This is a genomic window from Chitinophaga flava, from assembly GCF_003308995.1.
GTDB classification, from domain to species: Bacteria; Bacteroidota; Bacteroidia; order Chitinophagales; family Chitinophagaceae; genus Chitinophaga; species Chitinophaga flava.
This window is the reverse complement of record NZ_QFFJ01000002.1, coordinates 2,339,415-2,364,759: the sequence shown is the minus strand read 5'-3', so window position 1 is coordinate 2,364,759 and position 25,345 is coordinate 2,339,415. Positions and strand designations below refer to the sequence as shown.

7 protein-coding genes are annotated in these 25,345 nt (G+C 43.9%); all 7 read right to left on the bottom strand.

Annotated features, from left to right (window positions below; genetic code table 11):
* Positions 1-9 precede the first annotated feature (9 nt).
* A complete protein-coding gene (locus DF182_RS25590) occupies positions 10-756 on the bottom strand; it encodes a polyketide synthase (RefSeq protein WP_113618606.1) in 747 nt (248 codons plus the stop codon).
* Positions 744-1,526, bottom strand: a complete 783-nt coding sequence (locus DF182_RS25585; protein ID WP_161964266.1) for an enoyl-CoA hydratase/isomerase — start codon at positions 1,524-1,526, stop codon at positions 744-746. The genes DF182_RS25590 and DF182_RS25585 overlap by 13 nt, the downstream gene beginning before the upstream one ends.
* A gap of 2 nt (positions 1,527-1,528) precedes the next feature.
* Entirely contained in the window at positions 1,529-2,773 is a 1,245-nt protein-coding gene (locus DF182_RS25580; protein WP_317048441.1) for a hydroxymethylglutaryl-CoA synthase family protein, read from the bottom strand.
* A gap of 29 nt (positions 2,774-2,802) precedes the next feature.
* Positions 2,803-4,041 (bottom strand): beta-ketoacyl synthase N-terminal-like domain-containing protein, encoded by a 1,239-nt coding sequence (locus tag DF182_RS25575; protein WP_161964265.1) that lies wholly within the window; start codon positions 4,039-4,041, stop codon positions 2,803-2,805.
* A 126-nt stretch (positions 4,042-4,167) separates the two neighbouring features.
* Positions 4,168-4,404, bottom strand: a complete 237-nt coding sequence (locus tag DF182_RS25570) for a phosphopantetheine-binding protein (RefSeq protein ID WP_113618602.1) — start codon at positions 4,402-4,404, stop codon at positions 4,168-4,170.
* 23 nt (positions 4,405-4,427) lie between these two features.
* Positions 4,428-6,704, bottom strand: coding sequence for an ACP S-malonyltransferase (fabD, locus tag DF182_RS25565; protein ID WP_113618601.1), 2,277 nt, complete (start codon positions 6,702-6,704; stop codon positions 4,428-4,430).
* Positions 6,705-6,708: 4 nt separating this feature from the next.
* Complete coding sequence (locus DF182_RS25560) at positions 6,709-25,344, bottom strand: non-ribosomal peptide synthetase (RefSeq protein ID WP_113618600.1); 18,636 nt, start codon at positions 25,342-25,344, stop codon at positions 6,709-6,711.
* Between the last annotated feature and the right edge of the window lies 1 nt (position 25,345).

Here is a 25,345-nt window from a genome sequence, read left to right as displayed (position 1 = left end):
TCAGTTTCTTTACTGACCAAAAAGCGCTTCTATCCGTTCCATTACTTCAGGTTGATGGAAGGTAGTATCATGCATTTTCAATTCCTGCGCTATCACCTCCGGAAGTTTGGCCCTTATACCGGCAGCTAAATGTTTTTTAAGTGTAATAAGGGATAACCTTGGCTTTTCAGCCAGGCTTCGGGCCAGGTCCATCGCTTCTTTCAGCACTAAGGATTTTGGGACTACTTTCAATGAAACACCACGTTCTTTTAGCTCCTCTCCTCTGTAATTTCTGGCAGAGAACAACATTTCTGTTCCTACGGCATCACCTAATCTTAAAGGTACCATCAGGGTGCCGCCCATACCAGGGGTGAATCCATATTTCATAAAATTGGTTGTATAAATATTCTCAATCCCGAGGATAGTAAAATCTGCATAAAGGCCCAGTACAAATCCACCACCTATACCATGGCCCTGCATAGCGGAAATAACAGGTATATCGCAATCCAGTGGCAGGGTAAAAAAATTAAGATCATTAAATTTTATTTCTTTTTTAAAGATCCGAAGCAATTCTTCCTTTGCTCCTCCGCAGCAGAAGTAGTTTTCGTATCCTGTAAGAATGGCCACCTTATAAGTGTTATTCTGTTTTATTTCTTCAAAAACTGATATCAGTCCACTCATTAATTCTTTGGAAAAAGTGTTACGGGAAGATCTGTCTTCCATAGTAATCTGAATAATATCAGGTGTTAACTCACTTAGTTTTACTACTTGTCCCATGGGAATTTTCCGTTTTGCACAAAATTTTTGATATTGGTTTGTACCTTCTCTGTACTTACCAAAGCGCTTATTTTATCTACAGCCAGTTGCTGAGTGGACTGGTTAATAATCCACAAACGGGACATATAATCTTTCAGGCTTTTGATGGTATCTGTGTCCAGTCGTTGCAACCGGAGTAAATTTCTGCGCAGCGCATCGTTTACATTGGTAGTCAGTTCATCTACAAGACCTATCTGATATGCCCGTTCGGCAGTAAGGCTTTGTGTGGTCAGCGTCATCCATTGTGCTTTCTGATATCCGATTCTGCGTATCAGAAATGGCATGACACAGGCGGGCAACAGCCCGAACAAAGCTTCAGAGAGGCTGAATATGGCTTTTTCATCTGCTATCACAATATCGCTGGCGGCTATCAGTCCGATTCCGCCAGCGTTTACCTTTCCTTCTACTTTAGCGACTATTGCCTGAGGGCAGAGAGAAAAACATTTCAGCATTTCATAGAATCCATTGGGATCATCCGCTGCGATTACATCAGACATGCTACTGCTCATTGCCGTAAAATCCATACCTGTGCAAAAGTTATCAGGCAGCCCTTCCAGCACCACTACTTTAATAGCGGCATCTTTTTCAAGCTGATGCAGCACGGTCATTATTTCTTCAATGAGTGTCCCATTAATGCTGTTGCCAGACTCAGGCCGGTAAAGCTGCAGATAACATACGCCTCTTTGTTCACGCACCCTGATGGTCTTATAATTACTTTCTGCTGTATACATGGTTATACCCATTGATATATTCTGTGGTAATTTTTTATTTCTGAGAAAACAAGTCTGTTCTTTCCTTTTACATGTTTAAACGCCATTGGAAACTGATTGGCATCCACCTTATAATTTCTGGTACCGAACTTTAACTGTTCGTTGGCTGCAAATGTATTTTCATATTCTTCAATGGATAACATGTAACGGTCGTCCAGGTGTTTGGAGAGGCTGAACTGTTTTAGTTTTTCCTGTGAGCTGGCGGTGACAACACCACTATAAAATTCAGAGCAACAACCAGATCCGTAGGAGAATACGCCTATCCGTTGAGGTGTATCAAAATTACCGTTGTCGATTGTGCTGGCCAGTGCCAGATGTGCAGTAGCGCCCATAATGTTACCTACACGCTGACAGTATGTTAAAGACGGTACTACCCTTTTCTGAAAATCGGCTTCTATCTGAGCAGGTGTAGCACGTTTCAGCTTACGCATATTGGTACGATGCGCTCCTTTTACCATTCCTCCAAAAGGTGTATGAAAGGCCAGATATCCAAATGTGGATTCATAGTCTGTTCCCTCTACCCTTTTCTGATATTCCCTGAAAGCATTCTCGCAGCAGTCGAGGTAGGATAACAAAGAAACATCCGCATCACCGGCTTCCTGATCCGGTACCGGCCGGCAGGTATCCATCACTTCGTAGCCATAGTAACCGTTAGCACCCTGATCTACCTGGAACACTACGGGATAGTCGCTTACCAGTATGGCTACGGCTCCGGATCCCGTGCTGGGCTCCGCAAAGGTTCCTTCAAGCGAAGCATCTACCACACTCGTTCTTGATATATCAGTACAAATCACCAGTGCTTTTCTGCCTACAGCTGTTTGTGATAAAATATAGTTAACCGCCATTTGAAAACCGGCAGTCCCGGAATAGCAGGCCCCCTTGAGTTCTATCAGTCTGCAATTTCTTCCCAGTCCCAGGTAGTGATGAATATAAGTACTCATCGACTTACCGAAATCTATTCCTGATTCTGTACAGGTAATGACCATATCAATGCGGCTTTTTTCTTCTTCCGTCAGGCTGTCGATGATGGGTTTGGCGGCATTTACACCATTGGAGATGGGATCTTCATAAGGCATGGGTACTGTTTTTTCTTTCATCAACAGATTCTCGAACCGGTCGTTGTTCAGGTTTCGCGCTCTGGCCAGGTCGGCAACGTTTAATGCTGCTGATCCGCAATAAATATTCATGGCTTCTATTCCTGCTTTCATAATTTCTTAATTTAAGGATGTACTGAGAATTAATTTTTCCTGATAACAATAGATGTATTTATCCCTCCAAAACCGAAGCTATTGCTCAGTGTGTAGTTCACATCTGTTGCTGATACGGTATCTTTTATCCAATCAATTTCATCGGAGATGGGGTTTACCAGGTTATTGCTCCGATGCAGGAAATTTTCTTTCATTTGGATAAGACTGGTGATACATTCCACCAAACCGGCTGCTGTTAATCCGTGTCCAATAAGTGATTTAGTGCTGTTAGCCCTGACACCAGCCAGGCCTGCAGCAAGCATGGCAGCTACTTCTGTTTTATCGCCTGTAGGAGAAGCAGTACCATGAGTATTTACATAGTTTATTTCTCCGGAGGTAATACCCGCCGCTTTTATGGCTGCCAGCATCGCATTCTTTTCGCCTTCGGCAGAAGGATTAGGACCTCTGTTGGCATCTATACCTATTCCATATCCGGCAATGGTTCCATAGGCCTGCTTCCGTCGCCTGGCAGCGTAGGTTGCTGATTCCAGCACCAAACAGCCGGCAGATTGTCCGTATACAAACCCTCCATGTGTATTATCAAATGGCCGGCAGACTGCACCGGGGGCTGTTTCTGCAGGGATAGCCGCCATAGCCCCCAAAGCAGTAAACCCTTGATATTCATATACAGACAGGTCCATTAACGGTGCTACCACCAGTACCACATCATATTCGCCGCTGCTGATGAGTCGATGCCCCTGGATAATGGCCATATTACCGCTGGCAGAAGCAGCGCCAATAGAATGTCCTTCTCCTGTGATACCCAATATTTCGGATATAACACCCACCATATCGGTATCAAAAAAATTCACCCCGTAATTGGGATTCATAAATTGCATCTTTCCCCGGCATTTATCCTGTGTCATCTGCAAGGCCGCCTGCTGTGTATTACTCCCGCCAGATACAATGGCAACTCTTGCAGGATCAATATCAGTATCATTCAACCCTGCATCTGCCCATGCCGACAGCGCACAATACAAACCATAAACAGTGCTTGCAGAAATATTTCTCATCCGCTTAGCTTTATCAATAACCCTGCTGTCCAGATTTATTGCTGCCACCAATGTCTGAAAATCAAAGTCACTGGCCTTTCCAACGGGAAATCTGAGCACCTGATCACTGTACTCAAAAGTGATGTCGGAAAAATTAGTTCTCCCTTCTTTCAGTGCAGCTGTAAACTGAGGCAGTCCTATTCCGGTTGGTGTAATAACCCCCAACCCGCTAGCCATAATTTCATGTTTTGATACACTCATCCTTTTTTTCCTTCTAACTTTTGATAAAACAGATCCAATCCGGGAAGCATTTGCCTGAGATTGTTGGTTATCTGTGTGAAAATTTCTGCAGTGTCCATTTCGTTACTTCTTTTCGATGATCAAATCTGCCAGCTCATTTATTGTTTGCGCACCTACAAACTCAATCCTCGATATCTCCAAATCCAGGCGTTCAAGCGTTAATGTAATCAACTCTCCGCGGTCAATAGAATTTGCACCCAGATTAACAAATGTTTCATCCAGTGGAATCTGTGATCCAGATAATTCAGGGATGATTTCCAGCAGGTTTTCCTTAATGAGTGCAATAACTTCGTTTTTCATGTGTACTGTTTTTTTATTGTTTTTTAATTATTTAGCATTACGAGGGTTTCTTTCAATAACCCAGCCGCTTCTTCCATCATTTTAATACCTATTTTATCTGCGTGCCGATTTCTCCAGTTTTCCAGTTCGGTGCCTTTCACCCATTGATTAAAAGCGCCCAGCGCCGGACCGGTATGCACCTGAAAGTTTACCTTCTCATCTGTATTTCCTTCAAAAGCCAGTTTATTACTGTAATCAAAATACCAGCGGAATACCAACGCCATTTTACTTTTAGGATGTTTCTCTGCCTCTTCGATTATACGTTGATCGCCCTTATCTCTCAGATATGTTTTGGTTTCTTCCCATATGGTGCCCAGCGGTTTCTTAAAATAATTTTTCTCCAGCTGCAACATGGTTTTTTCCGGTATCTCTTCCAGTGAATTATACTGCGTATAGAGCGCAAACAGTTTGTTGGCACGCGCAGGAAACAGTACCCCTTTTTTCAGCACCTGTACTTTTCCGCCTATTTCAAACATATCGCCGGCGGGCGCATAGTCAGTATCCTGCACGTTAATATCCTGCAACAGATCTTTTACTGCGTCACTTGTTCCTGCCTCTACGGTGCATTGATTGATAGAACCTGTCAGTACAAAATCAGCGCCCATTATATAAGCACAGGCCACCGCCTGCGGAGTTCCTATACCTCCTGCAAGACCTACCCTGATGGGCGTATTATAGCGATACTCTTTTTGAATATCTGTTCTCAACCGCTGAACAGAAGGTAATAATACCAGGGCTACGCCACCATCTGTATGACCACCTGAATCGGCCTCCACACATATATCGTAACTCATGGGCACCATCCTGGAAAGCGCTGCCTGCTCTTCTGTGATAAGGCGCTCCTCCAACAGTTTATTGACTATTTTTTCCGGGGCAGGGCGCATGAAAACTTCCGCTACTTCCGGCCTGGATACTTTCGCTAATATTTTATGATCACAGATGACAGTACCATCATGATGTTTTCTTAAACCACTCAGGCGGTAATAAACCAGCGACGGCGTCATTTGCATATAGGCGGCTGCTTCTACTTTTTTAATACCATATTTCAGAAAAAGCGCTACTGTTTGCATTTCAAATGCGGGATCAATAATGTTATGAAGCAGGTTCATGCCATAGGCTTCTCCGTTTGTCAGTTCCCGCTGAACACCTTGAATATTTTTTTCTATTTCTGCCAGCGACATACCTCCTGTACCGATGAAACCAAGCATGTTTGACCTGGCCATTCGAATCACCAGTTCCTTAGAACCTATTCCTCTGTACATGGCCCCTGCGAGGTAAGCGTATTTAATACCGTAATCTTCGCGGAATGCCCGGCTGCCGAGGCGGGTAGACAAACATTCTTCACGTACCGGCATATCTGTTTGTGTGACTACTGCTGGAGTATTTACAGTAGCAACCTGCACATTTCTTTCTATCGCCAGGGCTGTACATTTTTCTCTGATTTCCTTTACCATCTTGGTAAGTATTACGCCGCCGATTTCCTCGTATGTTGTAATATCATTTCCCATCAGGTAACGGATGGTATCTGTCCATTGTACCGAGCTTACTATCTGTGTACTTAGTAAATCTGCTATGTTATTATTTTCATAAGGCTTTGCGGTAGCATTGGCGATTACCGGAATTTGCAGAGGAGAAAAATTAAAATCCCGGAGGAAAACGGCAAACTCTTCTGCAGCCGGCTTCATATATCTGGAATGGAAGGGAGCACTCACATTCAACGGAACAATTTTAATACCCTGACCGTCAAAATCCTTCACTACTTTATTGATTATTTCCTGTGGGCCTGCAATGACCGTTTGGGTAGGTGTATTGTAATTGGCCACATCAATCGTTGTATAGCCGCCATCCGTCAGTTTTTGTCTGAGTTCATCCAGCTGCAGGCCCAATACGGCCGCCATACTACCTCCCGATGCCGCCGCCATTAATGCACCCCGCTTTTGTACCAGGCGCAAACCTGTTTCAAAATCAAAAGCACCGGCTGCCAACAAGGCGTTATACTCACCCAGACTGTGACCAATCAGATAAGCAGGCTGACTGTCCTGATGCTTCTGGTAATACTCCAGCGCGTTCACAACATATAAGGCAGGCTGTGTGAATGCTGTTTTGCTTAATTTCCTCTCAGGATCTTTTACGCAAAGTTCTTCAAGATCATAGCCCAGTATGTTGGAGGCCTGCTGCACCTCTTTAGTGAAGATTTTAAACAACTCTTTACCCATTCCCTTATACTGGGACCCCTGGCCGGGAAACATGATTGTTTTCATCAGCTTAATTTCTTTTTTTAGTTTTTAATGTTGATGCCCACATTGAACAATGCGGTTCATTTACCAATGAGAAATGATTTCCGGCAGTGTGAATAACAGTTACCTCTTCAAAAAATTTATTCCAACCCAAATCTTCACCATTTCCCCAATCACCTCCTGTAAGCTGTGAGTTGTCGGCCTGGATAACAGTAATACGATTATTCAGTTTTCCGTTCATACTATATTTTGCAGATGCGGATGCATTAAACACTTCCCACATTCTACCGATCATTTCTTTTGGCAGGACATTCACTGTATCATATATAAACTGAAGACCTTCTTCTACTGATCTATGATTGATTTCCGCCACCAGTTGTTCTACCTCTTTTTCACTGACCGATAACCCGCTGAATCTGATCAATCCTTTAAAATAGAAGCCCAGTTTTACTATGGCAGGATCCTCAGAGAAAGAAAGCGGATCAGTATAGCAGTCCAGTAAAACCACCTCTCCTGTTACGATAGCACCAGCTGCCTGCTTTAGCATTTCGTAAATAACAATGCCCGCATAACTGTGTCCCCATAGGTTTACTTTACCGGTAGTGGATATAGTTGACATCAGTGTAAGGTTGTGTGCCGCCATTTCCCCGATTGAATGGCTGGGTGTATCATTACCGGATACGCCTTTCATCTGTAACCCATACACAGCACCTGTTCCAGGTACATTTTTAGCCATGTCCAGGTATGCTTCGGTGGCGCCAAGTCCACCTGGTACTATAAATGTCACCTCCTGATGATCACCGTCACGGAGTGTAATGATATGTGTACCGGCTCCGGCCAAAGATTGTCCGGCTTGTTGTTTGCAGGAGATGACAGCACACTGTTTTGCGATAGTGTTGTTTCTCATCACATCAATCAGCTGAATATTTGCGTTTTTAAAAGTGGTATTTATTTTATGGACAAGCTGGATCACAACTAAAGAGTTGCCTCCCAGTTCAAAGAAGTCGTCGTGTATGCCTGGCCTTTCTATTTTAAGCAATGCCTCCCATATAGCCGCCAGCCGGGCTTCTGTTTCATTTCCGGGAGCGATGTAATCAAGGTTGGCAAATGCTGCTACATCGGCCACGGGCAAGGCATTTTTATCTACTTTACCATTTGCGCTTAACGGTACTTTTGTGATCTCCATCAATAATGAGGGTACCATATACTCCGGCAAATGTTGCCTCAGGTGATATAATATTGCTTCTTTATCAAATGTTGCTGCCGGTACCACGTAAGCGACTAAACGCTTATTTCTCCGGTCATCTTCTATCGTTATTACCACACATTGATGTACCAGTGGTGATTGCTGTAATATGGTTTCTATTTCCCCTAACTCCACCCGGAAACCGTTGATCTTAACCTGTCCATCCTGCCGACCTAAAAATATCATATAGCCGTCAGGGTGCTGACATCCCAAATCACCCGTTCTGTAAAGGATTTTTTTCATTACAGGATGATAAATAAAGCTGGCAGCAGTTTTCACCTCATCCTTGTAATAACCTTTGGCAACGCCTGTTCCTCCTATGTATATATCTCCCGGTATATTTAATGGCGCGGGTTGCAGATTTTTGTCCAGCACATACATTTCCTGATTACCAAGCGGGTACCCATAAGGGATACTTTTCCATGCAGGATTAATTTTATCGATAGGATAATAAATAGACCATATAGACCCTTCTGTAGCTCCGCCCAGGCTGATTACCTGGCTATGGCTGTTGATTTTTTTTATCCTGTCCGGAAGCTCCAACGGGATCCAATCTCCGCTCATCATGTATAAGCGCAAACTGGAAATATCATTACCGCCTGCTTCTTCCTGAAAATCTATTAACAGGTTTACGATCTGCGGTACAGAATTCCATACAGTTACTCTTTCTTCCTTTACATAACGAAGCCATACTTCAGGGTGTTGTCTTTCCTCTTCTGATGGCAGAATTAATGTTGCGCCACAGGCGAAAGTGCCGAATACGTCATATACAGAAAGATCAAAATTGAGATCAGAAATACCAAAAACCTTGTCTGACGCGCCAATGCCAAAACGGGCATTCATATCATAAAGTGTATTTACTGCCCCCCGGTGATCAATCATTACACCTTTGGGTTTCCCGGTAGATCCTGATGTGAAGATGATATATGCCAGGTCTGTATCTGATGATCTTACGGTTTCATGCAGGGAGCTTTTTGCTGCAAAAACATGTTCTTCCAATAAAACAACATTTATCGCCGTAGGAACATTGACTTTGTCCATATAATCCTGCTGTACCAGGACTATCGGAGAAGCTGTTTCCAAAATCAGCTCATTGATTCTTGCTGAAGGTAAATTCCCTTTTACGGGAACGTAGTGCCCACCAGCTTTTAATATCCCCAAAATGCCCCATATCTGCTCCGGGCTTTTATGTGAAACAATTGATACCGGCGCATTCAGTGGCAGACGGGCTTTCTTCAGATGATTCGCTAACCGGCAGACCTTTTCATGGAGCGCTTTATAGGTAATTCGTTCTCCCTTAAATACCAGCGCAATCTGATCTGGTGTTTTTGCTACCTGCTCTTCAAACAGGTTTATCAGGGTTTTATTACGGGGATAGTCTATTGCAGTATTGTTTCTGGTTACCACCAGTTCGTGGTATTCCTCTTCCGGCAGTATATTATAATCTTTCAGTGCTTTAGCAGGATTTTCAGCGATACCTTTCAGTAGTTCTTTAAAGTATGTAAGATGCCGTTCAATAGTAGCGGTATAAAATAATCCCTTATTATATTTCAGGTTAACAATTAACTCTTCCCTCAAATCATTAATTTCCAAGGAGTAGTCGAATGCTGTTTCCTGATACAGTCCGTCCAGCGCCGTTACAGCGCCGAAGTCACCGCTTTCAAGCACATTATCGAAAATATTCTGGTAGGAATAAGCTACATTAAAGGCAGCTTCCCTTCCGTTCCCCTTATGCAGGTTTAATGCTGACACAAGCCGTGGGAAAGGATAGGCAGCATAATCTATTCCATTTAAAAATTCCTGCTTTGTCTCCTTCGCCAGTTGTTGAAACAGTTTTCCGGGTGAAACATTGTTTCTGGTGACCATCATGTTTACATAGTATCCGATGCTACGCTCATACTCTTTTCCCGGCCTGCCAGCGACTGGCGTTAGTATCAGGATGTCCTCTTCTCCGGTTAACCGGTTCAGCAACAGGTTAAAAACACTGAGGAACAATACGGATAAATTGACGTTCAACTTACGGGCCAGCAACTTTAACGCATCCAGTTCCTGTTTTTTCAGGTGAATGATTCCGCAGCCAACACCAGCTGTGTTTGTTTCTTTCGATGTTATATCATACGGCAATGACAACAACGGTAAGTTACCGGATAGTTTTTCACGCCAGTAAGACAGGGCTGCTTCACCACGGCTGCTTCCAATATATTCCTGTTCCCATGCCACAAAGTTGAAATATGCCAGGTCCGGTTGTTTATCCGTTTTATTTTCTCTTTTTAAGAGCTGTTTATATTTCTCAAATAAAGACGCCATAAACAGCGCACTGGATGTTCCGTCAAACACAATGTGATGGGTAACAAATAAAAGGTAGGTCCTTTTTGCATCCGGATCACGTTTCAGGTACAACCTCAGCAAACAATCCGATTCGAGATTAAATGGTTTTCTTAAAAGCTGCCAGAAGGTTTCTTTTACATCCTCATTTTTTCCAAGGATACTGTGGTCAACAAAAACCGCGGCTGCCGGCGTATTTATTTTATGACAGATCTCTCCGGTAACGGCTTCTCTGATAAAATTGGACCGTAACACAGGATGGTCTTCCAACACAGACATTAACGCCTTCTGTATTTGTTCTGTATCCACTTCTCCTTCCAGTATAAGGGCCAGTGGCAAATTATAGGTAGTATTACCAGGTTCCAGGTGCTGAATAAACCACAATCCTTTTTGCCCTTCGGATAAAGGATATTTTTTCTCCATCCATACCAGTGTATTTGCAGCATTACCATGACCTGCCTGCGTTTCCTTTTTCTTCCATTCATGTTTCAGCAGATCGAATAGTACACCAAAATTATCAGCACCCAATACCTGTCCCATTTTAATATCCAGGCCAAATACATCATTAATCTCCCTGATAAACCGGATCACTTTCACGGAATCAAAATCATAATCAACCGGAGATAGTGTGCGGTCTATTTCAGCCATATCTATTTCAAATATCTCCCGGGTAAAAGCAGATAGTTGTGTGTTAAATACTATATCAGTATCAACAGCCGACATGCCTTTGCTGGTATCCTCGGTTGTTTCCGAAACAGCAATCCTGCTTTTTTCCGGTGTTGCCGCGCCCTTGTATTCTTCAAGAATAACATGCGCATTTACGCCACCTACCGCATAACTATTCAACGCTGCCCTTCTGGGATAACGACCATTTTCCCAGGGTATAGCGCCGGATTGAAGCAGCATCGAGTGTCCCGGCGCCAGTTCTGAATTGATATTCGCAAATCCGGGAATACCTGGAATGGTTTTATGCTGCAGTGCTTTGATTGCCTTTATCAGGGATGCCATTCCTGAAGCCAGTTCTGCGTGCCCTACAACTGGTTTAATACTGCTGATATACCATTTCTTTGTTGCATCCGTACACAGCTCCCGGTATACATCATTGATGGCACCCAGTTCCACCGCATCCGCCATACGGTTTGCAATGCCATGTGCTTCCACATAATCGATGGTTGCCGGATTTACGCCTGCGTACTCCAGGCTTCTTCTTACTACCTCTTTTATTCCTTTAGGGTTAGGTGCTTCCCATGAAAGATTTTTTCCTCCATGTGCAAAACAGGTTCCCTTTATCAGCGCATAAATATTATTCTTGTCTGCTTTTGCTGCTGCCAATCGTTTTATGATGATAATACCCACCCCTTCACTACGAACAATTCCATCTGCATCATCTTCAAAACTCTTCATTTCACCATCCCTACTCAATAGTTTTCCCAAATCGGCTAAACCTTCATAGTTGGCAGTTTCACGGGATATCACATTGATACCGCCCACAATAGCCTGATCACATTCTCCCATCCTGATGCTCTGCATGGCTTTGTGAAGAGTTAAATACGAACTGGTACAGGCAGCATTAATCACTTCGCAGGGACCTGTTAAATTATATTCGTAGGAAATCTTTGCAGGCAACATGGCTGCTACATTTTCTGACGAATATTCCCTGTTGGTGCTATCGGTACTATTTACCTGTGAAATGGCAATAAACACACCTGTTCTGCTGCCAGACAATGCTTTCCTTGTTATTCCGGCGGTATCCAATAATCTGCCCAGTACACCAAACACCAGCTGGTACTGACGGCTCATTAAAGAAGAGCCCCTGGTACTTTGCGCGTATGCCGCAGCATATGCCTCTACTGTAGCAGCATCTATACTATGCCATTCTACAGTATTTCCTCCGGCTGGTAAAGCGATCCTTTTATTTAATAATACCTGTGCCCATAATTCTTCGGGGTTATCAGAACCAGGGAATAAACCATCCATTCCTACAACAGCCATATCTTCTCTTGTTGCTGATTCATTTGCAGGAGTATAATTCACACCGGCTGTTTCTGCTGAAACAGTCAGGGCAGGTGGCGGTACAGCAATATCTTGTTCTTGTCCGGAAACTACAGCGGCAAAAGGAGTTGCTGCGGTAGCCTCTACCTGATCTGATAACCAGCCGGCTGCTTCTGATACTTTCCCTGCCAGTTGCTGCAGTGTGGGATTGTCATATAATGTAGGTCCCTGCAATGCAATACCAAAAGCATTATTGATCTTCTGTAAAATTTCAACGCCGCTGATCGAATCCAATCCGAGATCTATAAAAGTGGCATCCTCCACCAGTTCAGCAACCGGCACATGCAATACATCTTCAAATATTTCTTTTAACGTTTTGATGATGCCAGCTATATCCGGTTCCTGCCGAACAGGCATGGCAACTGCATTTTCACGTTTTGCCGGTGCGTTTTGTGGGATATGCTCATGTGTTGTTACAGTCGCAGTAGTATACAACATGTTTTCTGCTACCGGCTGCAATACTACCTTCTCAACTGCTGTCAGTGATACTTTGGTGTCTGTATGCACAGGAGCTGCTGTCTGCAGCTGATCTGACAGCCAACCCGACTCTTCTGATATTTTTGCAGCCAGCTGTTGCAGTGTAGGATTATCATACAACATGGGGCCTTGTAATGCAATACCAAAAGTATTATTGATCTTCTGTAAAATTTCAACACCACTGATCGAATCCAATCCAAGATCTATAAATGTCGCATCTTCCACCAATTCAGCAACTGGTACGTGTAGTACCTCTTCAAATATTTCTTTTAATACCTTGATGATAGCCGGCCTATTTGCAGAACGCGCTGTTGGAGCGGCTACCGGAGATAGCTGTTCTTCTTTTGCAGGCAAGGTAATAGTATCCAGGGCAGACAATGATACTTTTGCTGATGATTGCGCTGGTATTTCCTGTGTACGTTTATCCGTTGGCGTAGCAGTCTGTACAGCTGTCTTGGCAAAGTGACTGGAAATGAGCGCCTCTACTTCTTTTGTATGGAATGTGAGGTCATGCATTTTTTGCTCTTCTGCAACATGATAATCCAGTACATTCAGAATATCAGCGGATAATTTTTTCTTTAATGCCTCCAGCGCATTTTTGGGTTTTTCACTTAACTCGCGGGCAATCTGAAGCGCTTCTTTCATCACGTCTCCGGTTACAATAACAGAGGCTCCTCTTCTTTTAATTTCTTCCCCGCTGACCAACCTGGCAGTATACATCATTTCTGTAGCCAGTTGTTTACCGAGTTTTTCGCCCAATATGTAAGTGGAGCCCATCCCTGGTGTAAACCCATATTTCATGAAGTTTGCGGAATAGGTACTGTTTTCTGACAATAAAACAATATCACCATACATACCAAGGATTAGTCCTCCACCAAAAGCATGTCCCTGAATAGCACTGATTACCGGAACATTAAACTCCAACAATCCTTTGTACAGGAAAGGGAAATAGGTAACACTGCTTTCGCTTTGGGCTATACTTTCCAGTCCCTGCTGGTCTCCACCCATTGAAAACACTTTCTGATAGCCTGTTAAAACGAGTACTTTAAGCGCATTGTTTTTCCTTAGTTCATCCAGCGTCTTTTTCAGGCTGATCATGAGCTGGATATTCAACATATTGCTGGTAGCTATTGCTTCCATTGAAACAATGGCAATTCCTTCTTTTAAAAACCTGATCTTTATTTCGTCTCCCGTAGTATGACTATTAAACAGGTCCTCATAGGCAAATGTCTTTGCCGGCACTTGCTCCAGCGGTTTGTCCTGCGGCGTGGTATTGACTACCGGCTTTGCTGTAGTCTTATAACTATCGAACCAATATCTGTCTCTGGCAAACGGATAAGCAGGTAAGCTGATCTTAGCGGGTTTTTGATGCCCATATAATAAAGACCAGTCAATATCCACCCCTTTTACCCATAACTGGGCGATAGCAGCCAATTCCTTATTGGCTATTGCATAATTGATATAAGCATGTCCTGCACCGCCTTTGAGTAAAAGGTCTGATTTATCCTTTTTGGTACTGCCGGAAAATACGTGAGTCAGCGAATTGGTAGTTATACCAGTAAGATAATCTGTGAGCAACGCCTCCAATGCCTCTTTGTTTTCGGCTATCAATGCAAGCCGTTCTTCCATGGCTTCCCGGCCTGTTTGTAAGGAGTAGGCAATATCATACAAGCTGGCTGCCGGATTTGTCCCGATATAGCACTTCAGATTAGCCACCTGTTCTTTCAGCCGGTGCTCATTTCTGGCCGATAATACAATGATAGCAGGCTCCTGGCTGCTGTAGGCAACCTTTGTAGCCTGTTGGTATTCTTCTATGATGATATGGGCATTTGCACCACCAAATCCAAAGCTGCTGATACCGGCTATTCTAGGCTGGTTATTAATGGATTTCCATTCAGCTGTTTCTTTTTGCAGGTAAAACGGACTATCCTCCAGTTTAAGATATGCATTAGGCGTTTTCAGATGCGGATTACCAGGCAGGATGCGGTGTTGTAATGAAAGTAATACTTTCATTACGCTGGCCATACCTGCGGCCGCTTCCAGATGCCCTACATTTGTCTTCACACTTCCAATGCCGCAGTGAGGTATTTCCGGCCGCGGAATATTCCGCTCTTTATATAATTCCTTGAACGCCAGTTTCAGGCCTTCTGTTTCTATCGGATCGCCCAGTGGCGTACCGGTGCCATGTGCTTCTATATAACTTACTGCACCAGGGTTAATATTGGCAGAACGGTATGCTTTCAGCAACAGGTCTTTTTGCGCTGCAGGATTAGGAGAAGTTAACGTATTGGCTTTACCACCATGGTTTTCTGCGGTACCACGGATAATTCCATAAATATGATCTCCATCGGCTTCTGCCTTGCTTAATGATTTTAATATTACGATACCTACCCCTTCTCCTCTTACATAACCATTGGCTGTCTGATCAAAGGTTTTACACCTGCCATCTTCACTCAACATACCTGCCTGACTAAGTGGCAACAATGGTTCTGGTATAAGATCAAGACTAACACCACCTGTTATGACGATATCGCAGTCACCATTGCGGACATGCTCCACAGCGCGGTGCATGGCTACCAGGGAACTGGAGCAGGCCGTATCTACCGGCTCACTCGGACCATGCAGATTAAACAGGTACGATATTCTGTTGGTTAGTATGGAATGGGAAATTCCCGTTGCCAGCTGCGCATCATGCACTACATGATTATGCTGAATCAGCGAAGCATAGTCATTAAAGTAAGCACCTATAAAAACACCTGTATTCGAACCCGACAGGTCTTTCACATTAATACAGGCATCTTCCAGCGCATGATAAACTGCTTCCAGTGTTATGCGCTGCTGCGGGTCCATCAACTCAGCTTCTTTGGGAGATATGCCGAAAAACAGGGGGTCAAACTTGTCAGCATCATTGATGAAACCACCCCACTTAGCGCGGGTTTTATTCTTGTCCTTTTGTGGATCGCCATCATATTTTCTCCAATCCCATCTTTCTGCAGGTATTTCAATGACAAGATCTTTGTTATCCCTGATATTATTCCAGAAAGTGGCTAAATCAGGAGAACCAGGAAAACGGCCGCTCATACCTATGATAGCTACAGGTCCGGCGGCATTATACGCTATCTTATCCTGACGGGCAGTAGTTTGCTGCCGGGTTATCTGCGATGGCAAAACATTGCTGACAGCCACTCCTCCGGTTTGCTGCGACCTGATAACACCCGGATGTTTTTTCACCAGACTATCAGCATATTCTTCCGTCAGAAATATTGCCAAACCTTCTACTGTCGGGTAGTTATAAAATACGGTAGGTTTTAAATCCAGGTCATAATAACTATTGAGATCATTGGAAAACCTGGTCATCAGAATAGAATCAAAGCCATAATCACCCAATGCTGTATCCGGTTCTATATCTGTAATTGACAACTTCAGGAGTTGTGCCGCGATTTCCAGTATTTTCCTTGTTGCGGCCAGTTGCAGCTCAGCAGTATCGGTAGTGGATTTTTCTTTGGTGGCTACTGCAAAAGATTTCACCAATCTATTGTGTTGCCCGTAAAGTATCGTCACCTGGCTTAGTTGGAGGTGTAGCGCTTTTTCAAAGGCAGCTATTCCTTCCTTCACCGGCAATGATTTTATGCCCCATACATTTTCCATCCAGCGGTCGCTGTCTTCATGATACATGCCTCCTTGTTCCCATACCGGCCAGCCAATACTGATGGTTTGTCCTTTTTTACTTCCTGCGGCTACTTCTTCATTTCTTTTATGTGCATAGTTGTTTAAATAAGCATTGGCCAATGCATAATCTGATTGATTAAAGCCCATTACGCCATCCAGCGTACCTGATACAGAGGAGAAATAAACTACAAAATCAAGCGGTTCTTCTTTAGTGGCTTCATCCAGATATCGTGTACCCATTATTTTTGGCAGGATAACGGAGGAAGATGCGATATCCTTTTCCAATACAGTGCCTTCAAAAGACGGGGCAACTCCGGCTGCATGAATAATTCCATGAACAGCACCATATTCTTTTCTGATATGATTGATCAGTGTGTTCACTTCTTCCTGATCATTTATATTGCAGGCATAATATACAGCTCCGGGTATACCTGATACAAAAGACTGCTTATCTGCGGTGGCTGCGCTTCTGCCGGTCAGTATCAACCGGATGTTCTTTCCTTGCTGACTCAGGTAGGATGCGAATATTTTCCCCAATCCACCAGTACCGCCGGTAATCAGATAAACACCTCCTTCTTTTAAAGTGATAGTCGATGCCGGCGATGCTGCCGCCGTTTTTAACACATTTATTTCTCTTTGGTTATTTACATAACGTACCGCGATATCCCGTGTTTGCGCTTCAAATGCAAGCATATTCAGTAATGCATCTGCTGGCATAGCCAATGTATCTATTCCCAAAACCTGCCCGCTTAACTGATGACTACCCAGTTGAAAGGTTTTAAATACCCCTGTAGCAAAACCATACAGCGCCGCATCTTTATTTTCATGCAGGATAGTGATACGCGCGGGACTGCTATCTGCCATTACTTCTTTTATCACTTCATATAAGAAGGAACTGTATTGCATCGGGCCACTGCCGCTGCATGTCTTTACGGTTATGCCGGCCGCTGATAATAAACCAGCCGTTGATGCAACATCTTTCCCTGCCAGCACCAACACTTGTCGGGTGGCTTTCGCTGTCAATACAGACGGTCCGGCAGACAATACCCATCCGGGGGTAAGAAAAACCAGGCTATCTGGTACTTGTTCATCCGTAGTAGGGTCCGATTCAATCACAGCCGGTGCGGGTGATAAGGAATGATTGTCTGCTAACACAATCTGCGTTTTAATTTCAGGAACCCAATAACGTTGACGGGCAAACGGATAAACCGGCAGACTGATCTTCGCGGGTTTATCATTCCCGTAAAGTAACGCCCAGTCGACATCTACACCCTTTACCCAAAGCTGGGCCAGGGAAGCAGATTCTTTATTTTCTATTGCATAGTTTATATAAGCCTGTCCAGCACCGCCTTTCAGCGAAAAGTCGGAGGTATTTTTACGGATATTATTGGTAAGTACATCTTTTTTCTCGCCTTGCAGATAACCGGTCAATTTATCTGTTAATGCTGTTATGTGATCGACTGTCAACGCCAGCCTCTCTTCCATGGGCTCGCGGCCCGTCTGAAGGGTATAGGCGATATCGTACAGGTTTGCAGCTTTATTGACTTCCAGGTAGCGTTTCAGATTTATAACCTGTTCTTTTAACCGGTGCTCATTTCTGGCCGACAATACAATTATTGCCGGCGTAGTGCTGGTGTAGGCAATTTTATTTTTTTGCGGATATTCTTCTATAATTACATGCGCATTGACTCCGCCAAATCCGAAACTGCTGATACCGGCTATTCTAGGCTGGTTATTGACAGACACCCATGCTTCTGTTCCTTTTTGCAGGCGGAACGGGCTGTCCTCCAGTTTAAGGTATGTGTTAGGCGTGTTCAGATGCGGATTACCAGGCAGTGTATGATGTTGTAGCGAAAGCAATACTTTCATCATGCCAGCCATACCTGCAGCTGCTTCCAGATGCCCTATATTGGTCTTCACACTTCCGATGCTGCAGTGAGGTGTTTCCGGCTGCGGAATATTCCACTCTTTATACAACTCCCTAAACGCCAGCTTTAAGCCTTCTGTCTCTATCGGATCGCCCAGCGGCGTACCGGTGCCATGTGCTTCTATATAACTTACTGTACCAGGGTTAATATTGGCAGAACGGTATGCTTTCAGCAACAGGTCTTTTTGTGCCGAAGGATTGGGAGAAGTTAAAGTATTGGCTTTACCACCATGGTTTTCTGCGGTACCGCGGATGATACCATAAATATGATCCCCATCGGCTTCTGCCTTGCTTAATGATTTTAATATTACAATACCTACCCCTTCGCCTCTTACATAACCATTGGCTGCCTGATCAAAGGTTTTACATCTGCCATCCTCACTTAACATCCCCGCCTGACTAAGTGGCAATAATGTTTCAGGTATAAGATCAAGACTAACTCCACCTGTTATAACGATATCGCAGTCACCGTTACGGATATGCTCCACAGCCCTGTGCACAGCTACCAGAGAGCTGGAGCAGGCTGTATCTACCGGCTCACTCGGGCCATGCAGATTAAACAGGTACGATATTCTGTTGGTTAATATGGAATGGGAAATTCCGGTGGCAGATTGCGCTTCCTGTATGGAATTGCTGCGTTGAACCAATGAAGCGTAATCGTCGAAATAAGCTCCTATAAAAATGCCTGTATTGGAACCTGACAGGTCTTTTACATTAATACCGGCATCTTCCAGCGCATGATACACAGCTTCCAATGTTATTCGCTGCTGTGGGTCCATCAACTCCGCTTCTCTTGGTGAGATATTAAAAAACAGGGGATCAAATTTATCTACATCATTGATGAAACCTCCCCACCTGGCGCGGGTTTTGTTCATATCTTTTTGCGGATCACCGTCATATTTTTTCCAATCCCATCTCTCCGAAGGTATTTCTACGATAAGGTCTTTATTATCTCTGATATTGTTCCAGAAAGTAGCCAAATCAGGAGAACCCGGGAAACGCCCACTCATACCTACTATTGCAACCGCAGCAGCACCGGAGGATTTGCCAGCGTCTGACTGCAGACCCTGCAGAAACCTTGACTTCCGTTTTAATATCGGTTGGCGTTGCATAACAGGAGCAGCCACCATGGCTACCTGTCCCTGCCCGGAAACAACAGCATGTTTTTTTGCCAGGTTATCAGCATATTCTTCTGCCAGAAATATTGCCAATCCTTCTACTGTTGGATAGTTATAAAATACCGTGGGCTTTAAGTCCAGGTCGTAATAATCATTTAACTCATTGGAAAATTTTGTCAGCGAAACGGAATCAAAGCCATAGTCACCCAGTTCTGCATCTGGCTCTATATCTGCAATAGTCAGTTTTAGCAGTTGCGCTGCTATCTCCAACATTTTCTTTGTGGCAGAAAGTTGCAAGTCTGTAGTATCCGTAGTCGCTTTTTCTTTGTTGGCCACTGCAAAAGACTGCACCAATCTGTTGTGCTGTCCATACAATACCATTACCTGACCCAGTTGCAGGTGCATTATCTTTTCAAAAGCAGCTATTCCTTCTTCCACCGGCAGTGATTTGATGCCCCATACATTTTCCATCCAGTTATCACTGTCTTCATTATACATGCCACTACTTTCCCACACAGGCCAGTTAATACTGATGGTTTGACCCTTTTTCATTCCAGCAGCTACCTCCAGACTTCTTTTATGTGCGTAGCTATTTAAGTAGGCATTGGCCAATGCATAATCTGATTGATTAAAGCCCATTACGCCATCCAGTGTACCTGATACAGAGGAGAAATAAACTACAAAATCAAGCGGTTCGTTTTTAGTAGCTTCATCCAGATATCGTGTACCGGCTATTTTGGGTAAGATAACGGCGGAAGATGTGATATCTTTTTCCAGTACAGTCCCTTCAAAAGAAGGGGAAACACCGGCGCTATGAATAATTCCATTAACAGCACCATACTCTTTTCTGACATTGTTGATCAGTGCTGTTACTTCTTCCTGATCACTGATGTTACACGTATAATATACGGCTCCTGGTATGCCTGACACAAAAGACTGCTTATCTGCCGTGGCGACGCTTCTGCCAGTCAGTATCAACCGGATGTTCTTTCCCTGTTGACTCAGGTAGGAAGCGAATATTTTTCCTAATCCACCGGTACCGCCGGTAATTAAATAGACACCACCTTCTTTTAAGGAGATAGCAGATGACGGCGATGCAGGCGCCGTTTTTAACACATTTATTTCTCTTTGTTTATTTATATAGCGTACCGCGATATCCCGTGTTTGTGCTTCAAATGCAAGCATGTTCAATAATGCATCTGCTGGCATATCCAAAGTATCTATTCCCAAAACCTGCCCGCTTAACTGATGATTTCCCAGTTGAAAAGTTTTAAATAAACCAGTAGCAAAATCATACAGCACAGCATCTTTATTTTCATACAGAACGGTGATACGCGCGGGATTACCATCGGCCATTACTTCTTTTATCACTTCATATAAGAAGGAACTGTATTGCATCGGGCAGCTGCCGCTGAATGTTTTTACCGTTATACCGGCTGTTGACAATGAAACAACCTTTGATGCGACATTGTCACCTGCCAGCACCAGCACCTGCCGCGCAGCTTTTGCCGTCAATACAGACGGACCTGCGGACAACGCCCATCCCGGAGTCAGAAAAACCAGGCTATCGGGTGAAGCAGAAGATGTTGCCATAGCAGAAGCAGGTACTCCTGACAAAGCAAATTCAGTCATGGTAAGCAACACCTCACCCCCATCATTCATCAGGTCAACATCATAATAGCTGATAGCTGCTTCTTCCGCGCCGCCTTTTCTTTTTCTGACATAACACCATACAGCAGCCGGCAACTCCCTGTAAATATTTATTTCCCGCAGGCTTACAGGATATATCTGTTTTTGTGCTACCGGCGTTAAGTTCATCGCAGCGCAGGTCTGTAGAGCACTATCCAACACACCCGGATGAAGTACGTAACCTGTTTCTGTGGGTATGGCTATTTTCGACAAGGCAGTTGTATCACTGTAATACAGCATTTCAATTCCCTGAAAAGCACTGCTATAGTTTAAGCCAAGTCCGTCAAACAGGTGATAACATTCGGCTCCTGTTCTGCTATTGTGCAGGTTGTCGCGAATCGCCGACAACGTATGCTTTGCAGGAGCTGTCAAGGCCTGTGCATGCAGTATACCCTGACAATGCACCTGTATATCCGCTTCATTTTGGGTATACACTTCGTAGCCAATTTCCTTACCTGACGGATATACACTGGTATATACTTTTTTTGAAGTACCATTTACACCAACAGGATGCTCCCATGCAATATTTTTTAACTGCGTGATTTTTTGACGGATACTTCTTTCACCTGCTTCACGGGCCAGTTCCAGGAAAGCTACACCTGGCAACAGCTTTTCCTTCCCTTTTTTATAACTCGTAAAAAATGGTTCTGTCCCGGTGTAAAGGCTGGCATATTTTTGTTCACTCAGGTCTGATTCATTGCTGTGCAATAAAGGATGTAATATGTTGCCATGATTAAATACAACCTGTTGTGCATCCACTTCAGGGATCCAATACCGCTGACGGGCAAATGGATATGTTGGCAAACTGATTCTGGCAGGTTTATTTTTTCCATAAAATAAAGACCAATCGAAACGGGTACCTTTTATCCATAGTTGCGCCAGTGCCACCAGCTCTTTCGCCTCTATTGCTTTTTGAATGTAGGATTTCCCTGCTTCCCCATTAATTAAAAAGTCCTGCTTTTCTTTTTTGATGTTGCCAGTGAATAGCTCCTTATTTTTTCCTGTCAGATAACTGTCCAGTTGTGCAATGAGGGTTTCCCTATCATCCACGATCAGCGCCAACCGCTCTTCCATAGCTTCTCTGCCCACTTGCAGCGTGTAAGCAACATCATAGATGTTTATAGCTGTATTGTTTTCCAGGAATCCTTTCAGGTTGATTACCTGTTCTTTGAGCCTGCTTTCATTTTTCGCTGACAACACAATCATGGCTGGGTCCTGGCTGTTATATGCAGCTTTTATTCCAGGTCTGTATTCTTCAATAATGATATGCGCATTACTCCCCCCTGCTCCAAAACCACTGACACCTGCAAGCCTGGGTTGATTATTTTCAGTAATCCAGGTTTCCAGCGTTTGCTGCACCTTAAAGGGAGTGTTTTCAAAATTGATGTTGGTATTCAGTACAGCCGAATGTAAAGAAGGTACTAACTGCCGATGTTGAAGCTGCAACAATACCTTTGTCACACCGGATATGCCGGCCGCAGATTCGCAATGCCCGATATTGGATTTTACAGCGCCGATGCTGCAATATTGTTTTCTGTCTGATTGAAAAGCCTTTGTCAGACCAGCGATTTCAACAGGATCCCCCAGGCTGGTACCAGTACCATGTGCCTCGATATAGCTAAAGTCCGAAGCTTTTACACCTGCTTTATTCATCGCATCACGGATGACGGCAGCCTGAGATACCGGATTGGGCACTGTATAACCATTAGCCCTGCCGCCGTGGTTAACGGCTGTAGCCTTGATAACACCATAAATATGATCCCCGTCAGCTTCCGCCTTGCTTAATTTTTTCAACACGATAGCGCCTACTCCTTCGCTGGGAATAAATCCTTCTCCTTCGCTGCCAAAACTTTCGCATCGTCCCCTGGATGATAAAAAGGTGGCATGGCTCAACAATAAATATTTATTGGGATGAATACTTACGTTTACGCCACCGGCAATCGCTACATCCGCTTCCCCCGACTGAAGATCCCTGCAGGCCAGGTGTATGGCTGTCAACGAAGAGGAGCACATGGTATCCACTGCCATACTTGGACCATCAAAATCGCAATAATAAGAGATCCTGTTAGCGATACTGCTTGCACTGGCGCCTACTGCCACCGGATTTAACGGGGTTGACAGCGCCGGCCCGAACAGCTGATATTCTCCATACATAACGCCTACGTAGACGCCTGTACGAACCGGTCCATGCTGTTTTGCCCGCTGTGATAAATCACTGGCGGCATAACCGGCATCTTCTATTGCCTCCCACACCGTTTGCAGAAACAGTCTTTCCTGTGGATCTATATGTTCTGCTTCTTTTGGAGATATATTAAAAAATAAAGGATCAAATTCGGCTACCCCATTTATAAAACCACCATATCTGGTATTGATTTTTCCTTCTTTTCCTTTTCGTTCATCGAAGTAACGGTCTATATCCCAGCGGTCTTTCGGAATTTCGGTAATGCTGTCTGTCCCCGATTTTAAATTTTCCCAGAACTCGCGGATATTGGCAGCGCCCGGGTATCTGCCACTTAATCCTACAATTGCGATAGCATCATCCGGAACACACGTTGTGTTGTTTTTATTTTCCGACTGTTGCGTAACAGGTGTATGATAAAGAGGTAAATCCTGTTGTGTCTTTTCGGCCTCAACATCAGGAGCTATAATTACTTTCTCAACCGGTGTAAAAAATGCCGCATGTTCCGCCGCAAAATAGGCTGCCAGCTCACTGATATTCCTATATTCAAAAAAGGTTGTAACCGGTACCGTTCCGAAATCAACGGACAGCTCTCTTGCTAAAGTCCCGATCAGGATAGAATCTATACCCAACATCTCAAAACGGGCCTCTGTATCTATTCTGCTGACGTCCAGTTTCAATATGCGGGAAAATACACTTTTCAAATGCAGCTCAGCAGCCGACAGCACATCATTTAATAATGGTTTATCAGATGAGTGTTCCTGTACAACCACTACTTCAGGTGATGCCTGCGGCATATCATTTCCCACTATAATGCTGCCATTGCTCTTAGCAACTACAATTTGCTGCGACAAATCATTTTTCTCCGGATAGGATATGGCCTGCTCAAATCCTGTTTCTGTTAAAACAGCATGCCAGCCTTCAGCCGACAGACCAGGGCTTCCGGGCAGTCTTAATCCTGCATCTTCATACAACCACCATCCATCCAACAAACCAAATGTAAGCGTAGTAAACATTTCCGTTCCCGCTATTTCATTCAGGATCAGCAACCCATCTTTCTTTAAAACACCTTTGATATTAGTTAAAGTAGCTGCTATATCTTTTGTTGCATGTACTACATTGGCGCCAATTACAATATCACAACTACCCGCTTCAAAATTTTGTACTGCCGGTGATTTTTCTATATTGAACAGGGCTGTTTCCAGATACGGGGCAATACCCTTATAAGTCTCTTCCGCATAAAACAAAAAGCTTCTGGACATATCTGTGTACACATATGTTATATGCTCTTTGTAAGGCGCCAGCTTCCTAAAAATCAATTCACTGGTACCACCTGTTCCCGCTCCTACTTCCAATATGCGAATCTTCTCTCCCTGTTTCAAATATTTCAATCCTTCTTCCACACTATCTTTTACAATTCCAGCCAGTAGTTCATTAAAATAATCAGACTTATAATTTCCTTTGTAGATACCGCTTACATTGTCTAAACTACCTCCGGGGAAGATTACATCCGTAGCACGTATCCTACCAGTGAGTATTTCAGTGAAAGCTGATAAACAGATATTAATCAGCTGTATATGCGGCTGGTATGCCTTACTTTTTGCAGCCAGCTGCTCCAATGCATCCTTTAGCCGGAAATGTATCAGTTCCTGTTTTACTACATCGGGTACAACTATACCGTTTGCCGTAACTTTTAAATAACGCATTTCTTCCAATAAGTCGACCAGCACAGTAAACAGGCGATCGTACCGATCTTCAATACCCAATACTTTCCTGAGGTCTTCCGGCCGTTGTATACCTACCTGCCTGCTTTCCAAACCCAAATCCAGTAATAACTGTAACACTCCTTTGCTACAAATTTCTTTTAAGATCAGCTCAGCTTGTCCGTTATCTTGATACACGGCTATTTCCGGCTTTGCTGCCTTTAAGACGGATATGTTATTAATTTCAGTAATTTTTCTGTTCCGTTTAATAAATTTCATC